The sequence below is a fragment of the Bradyrhizobium valentinum genome, from assembly GCF_001440405.1.
GTDB classification, from domain to species: Bacteria; Pseudomonadota; Alphaproteobacteria; order Rhizobiales; family Xanthobacteraceae; genus Bradyrhizobium; species Bradyrhizobium valentinum.
Map to the genome: position 1 here is coordinate 1 of NZ_LLXX01000204.1, position 4,391 is coordinate 4,391.

The following is a 4,391-nucleotide window of genomic DNA, read 5'->3' on the forward strand; positions in this document are numbered from 1 at the left end:
GTCCTTGTTGCACCCGGCAGACGAAGCGCCTTCTTTTGTGACACAGTAAGACTAGGTGGTGTGGACTCTAAGGATTGAACGAAGCCGCTGCCGCGGCGTGAGGGCAAGGTGGCGTAGATCGCCTCCTGGCTGAGAGGATGTGGGTGTTGGAGCCCACCCCCCTCAGACAGGAGTATCGAGATGGCCGATTTGAGCCCTCTTCGCCGCCGCATGATCGAAGACATGACCGTCCGCAATCTGTCGCCGGCGACGCAGCGATCCTACATCAGCGCGGTTTCGAAGTTCAGCCGCTATTTTGGCCGATCACCTGACCGGTTGGAGCTGGAAGACGTCCGCGCCTTCCAGGTGCATCTGGTCTCGACCGGCATATCATGGCCGGCGCTGAACCAGATCGTCTGTGCGCTACGGTTTTTCTACGGCGTCACGCTCGGCGAGGCGCTCATCCCGGAGCGCATTCCCTATGCGCGAGAACCGCGCAAGCTGCCGGTCGTGCTCAGCGCCGACGAAGTGGTTCAGTTTCTTGAAGCGGTATCGAGCCTGAAGAGCCGCGCCGCGCTCACCACCGCCTATGCGGCCGGGCTCAGGGCCTCGGAGGTTGCGGGACTGCGGATCGAAGACATCGACAGCGCCCGCGGCGTCATCCAGGTGCGCCACGGCAAGGGCGCGAAGGATCGCAACGTGATGTTGTCGCCCCAGCTGCTGGGCATCCTGCGCACCTACTGGCGGCTCGCCCGGCCGCGGCTTTATCTGTTCCCGGGGCGTGACGAAGATCGTCCGATCGATCAGACCGTGTTACATGCCGCCTGCCGGTCGGCGGTGAAGGCTGCGGGCCTGACCAAGCGCGTCACGCTCCACACGCTGCGCCACAGCTTCGCGACGCATCTTCTCGAGAACGGAACCGATATCCGGATCATCCAGGTCTTGCTCGGGCACAATAATTTGTCGTCGACAGCGCGCTACACGCAGGTCGCCACCGATACGATCCGGGCGACGCAGAGCCCGCTCGATCGCCTGTCGCTGGAGGTGACGCCACCTGGATGATCCGCAGCGGGATGCGGGTCATGACCCGCTCCGACACCCGTTCCAACAGGCCCGCCATCGAGATTGCCGATATTCTGCGCCGGCATGGCGACGCCTATCGCCGTGTCCATGCCGGTCATCTGGGGCGGGTCGAGCGGCGCGTGATGAGCGCGATCGTTGCGTGCCGGACCGAGGCGCTCGGCGGCCACATGGAGGCTTGCGACGACTGCGGCACGACACGCGTCGCCTATAATTCCTGCCGTAATCGGCACTGTCCTAAGTGTCAGGGGAGAGCCCGAGCCGCGTGGCTCGCCGCGCGTCAAGCCGACCTGCTTCCGGTGTTCGTAGCGGGTGAAGTTGTCGTGTTTTTGTAGCGCGTGATTTGTCGCCTTCGTTGTTCGACTTGCGGCGGCGCCGGAAGGCGTGGACGGTTCCGCCGGCTTGGTCATGCCACGGATATTGCCTCCAGGTTAGCCCTCCGGGTCGGTTTCTTTGTTCGACTTGAAGCCCGTTTCTCCGCCCCGACCCGCGTTGTCTCGACGGCGGCGCGCGCAGGCGCGGTCAAGGACGCGCGCTTGCGCGCCCGTAAGGGCTTGTCCTTGACGGCTCCGAGCACGCAGCCATGCTTGGTTGCGTCGGGGCTGATCTGCTGTCCGTCGGCGGTAAACCTTGCCAATCGATGCGGGCCAAGGAACACATTCACGGTGTCGTCGGGATACTCGTGAACCCGCACCACGGCCTTGACGAAGTGGGGCCTGAGCCAGCTCTCCGGCAGTTGCAGCCGCCGGCCGCTCCATGCAATCGTGTTGTCGTTGCCGACGGTTCGCTCTTCGATCACGCACAGCGTCTCGCGCCACGCCTCGTGGCGGTCGGCAACGAACGCCGTGCCTTGCTGTTCGGCCTGGATCGCAAACGCCGCGTTATGCTCGGCGATGTAATGCGCCTTCAGCCACGCATTGGCGGCTTCGACCGTCCTGATCCCGGCGAGCCGCAGGTCTTTCGGCAGCCGGCCCTGCAGTGTGCCGAACATCCGCTCCGAGCGCCCGCGCGCCTCCGGCGAACAGGCCGCGATATGCTCGATCCCAAGATGCGATAAAGCCCGTCCCACTTGGGTTTGTTGCGTCTTCGAGACCTTCTCGCCAGCCTTTGGGGTGTAGAAGTAATGGCTGCCGCGATCGGTGTAGAGCGCGCAAAACAGACCACGCTCGCCAATCACCTCGCCCAAGGCCCGGAACGTCGACGCCGTCCCTTCTTCCTCGACCAGGAACATCGAGTAGATCTCGCTCGTTGCATCGTCCATCGTGACGATCAGGTCCATCGCAGGCAGACCTTCGATCCAGGCATGGCGCGACCCGTCCTGGTGCAGCAGCATGCCCCGAAGCGGCCGGCGTGGACGCTTCTTGCGGTGTGCCGAGCGCTTCGCCGCCTTCCGCACCAGGCCCGCCGCGTGCAGGGCCAGCTTCGTCACCGTGTAGCCAAGCACATAGCCATGCCGTTTTTGCAGTTGCTCGTGAAAGTGCTTCACCGTGAAGTCCGCGTACTTGTCCCGGAACAGCCCCAGCATCCGCTCCAGCTCCTCCGCCGGCGCCCGCCGCGGCGAGCGCCGACCCATGCGCCGGTCGACAAGCCCGTCATCGCCCTCCGCCTCAAAACGTTCCGCCCAACGTTGAAACGTCCGCACGCTAATCCCGAGAAGCTCGGACGCCGCCTCTTGCGTCAGCTCCTTCGCCTCCGTCCGATCCAGCAAATCTGAAAACCGCATCCGTCGTATACCCTCGTGAATGGATGCCGTGCCCATCTTGCCCCCTTTGTTCCGGGGCACCAAAAACACGACACTTCACGAGCTACAAACAGGCGACAGATCACGAGCTACTGACAGCCGACCTGCTTCCGGTTGCCTATTTCCACGTCGTCTTTACACTTCCCGCACCGGTCGCCGCGATCGCTTTCCAGAACAAGGCCGTCGTCTATGCCATCCTGTTCAAGGCTGCCGCCGAGGCGATGACGACGCTCGCCGCCAATCCACGCCGGCTCGGCGGTGCGATCGGCGGCGTCGCCGTCCTCCACACCTGGGGACAGGCGCTGATGCATCATCCCCACGTCCATTGCGTCGTTCCGGGTGGCGGCCTCTCGCCCGATGGCGCGCGCTGGATCGCTTGCCGACCGAACTTCTTCCTGGCCGTCAAACCGTTGTCCAGACTATTTCGCACACTTTTTCTCAAACGGCTGTCGGCAGCCTTCAACTCCGGTGCCTTGCGTTTCTTCGGCGATCTCGGAGCTCTGGCCGAGCCGGCTGCCTTCGCGGCCCACCTCGACGCCATGCGACGCATCAACTGGGTTGTTTACGCCAAGCGGCCCTTCGGCGGGCCCGCACAGGTGCTGGCCTATCTCGGCCGCTACACCCATCGCGTCGCCATCGCCAACAGCCGGCTCGTTGCCCTCGATGACGATCAAGTCGCCTTCTCATGGAAGGACTACCGCCAGAACAGCGCGACAAAAATCATGAAGCTCAAGCCAGACGAGTTCATCCGCCGCTTTCTGCTTCACACGGTGCCCGACGGCTTCCATCGTATCCGCCATTTTGGCTTCATGGCCAACCGCCATCGCGCCGCCAAGCTCGCCCTTTGCCGCACCCTTCTCGATCATGAGCGGAAAGCGCCAAACGATGCCGAGCCGTCGCCCGTGGATTCGGCTCTCCATACCCGGGCCGAGGCTCCTGCCTGTCCCGATTGTGGGGGCGTCATGCGCATCATCGAGCGCTTTCGACACAGCTGCAGCAGCTCCAGCCCTCGAACCCCACCGTTCCGATGCGACACATCGTGAGCCAGTTCGTGCCCTGCACGACGATCGTCATTCCCAGCGTCGCGATCATCGCCGACGCTGCCGAGGCCGTGCGGCCACGCCGCGCGACGACACCCATTCAATGCCGCAGGCGATCGATCGCGACCGCCTGCAAAACGCTCCCGGTCTCAAATTGCCGCCGATGCGCAAGCCGCACGTCTCCACTTCAGATATACAGTCTGCCGATGGCTACTTGCGATCTCGAACAATCCCCATAGCCGCACCACCGCGCCCACCCTCCCGCGCCTTCGTTCAATCCGGCTTCAATGAGGTCGCGTCACAAGCGTCTGCCGTGCCTTCGCGTCTGCGCGACCTCACAGAACCCTCCAGATTCCCTTTTAGTAGCAAATCAGATTCAAGACTGCTTTTGGGGAGGCAGTCTTGGGCGTGATGGATCGTTTAGTGTTGAGGGAAGCGGCTTGGGAGCGGATGGCGCCGCTGATCATAGGCCGGCCTGACCAGAAGGGTTCGACGGGCCGTGACAACCGGATGTTCGTGGAAGGCGTGCTATGGGTCGTGCGTACGGGCTC

Annotated in this window: 3 protein-coding genes and 2 pseudogenes; 4 read left to right on the top strand and 1 reads right to left on the bottom strand. The window is 63.6% G+C overall.

What is annotated here, in order from left to right; all coding sequences use genetic code 11:
- Window positions 1-180 precede the first annotated feature (180 nt).
- Both CP49_RS35720 and CP49_RS35725 read left to right on the top strand, forming a co-directional pair.
- Complete coding sequence (locus CP49_RS35720; protein ID WP_057854802.1) at window positions 181-1,041, top strand: tyrosine-type recombinase/integrase; 861 nt, start codon at window positions 181-183, stop codon at window positions 1,039-1,041.
- Between the two features lie 20 nt (window positions 1,042-1,061).
- Window positions 1,062-1,361, top strand: a pseudogene (locus tag CP49_RS35725) (transposase zinc-binding domain-containing protein); the annotation flags it as partial.
- Window positions 1,362-1,465: 104 nt separating this feature from the next.
- Here CP49_RS35725 and CP49_RS35730 read toward each other — a convergent pair.
- Window positions 1,466-2,782 (bottom strand): ISNCY family transposase, encoded by a 1,317-nt coding sequence (locus tag CP49_RS35730; protein WP_057854804.1) that lies wholly within the window; start codon window positions 2,780-2,782, stop codon window positions 1,466-1,468.
- A 38-nt stretch (window positions 2,783-2,820) separates the two neighbouring features.
- Between CP49_RS35730 and CP49_RS35735 the strand changes: the two are divergent.
- Window positions 2,821-3,843 (top strand): annotated as a pseudogene (locus CP49_RS35735) (IS91 family transposase); the annotation flags it as partial.
- A 399-nt stretch (window positions 3,844-4,242) separates the two neighbouring features.
- A partial coding sequence (locus tag CP49_RS43900; protein ID WP_338060444.1) for a transposase occupies window positions 4,243-4,391 on the top strand: 149 nt, incomplete at its 3' end.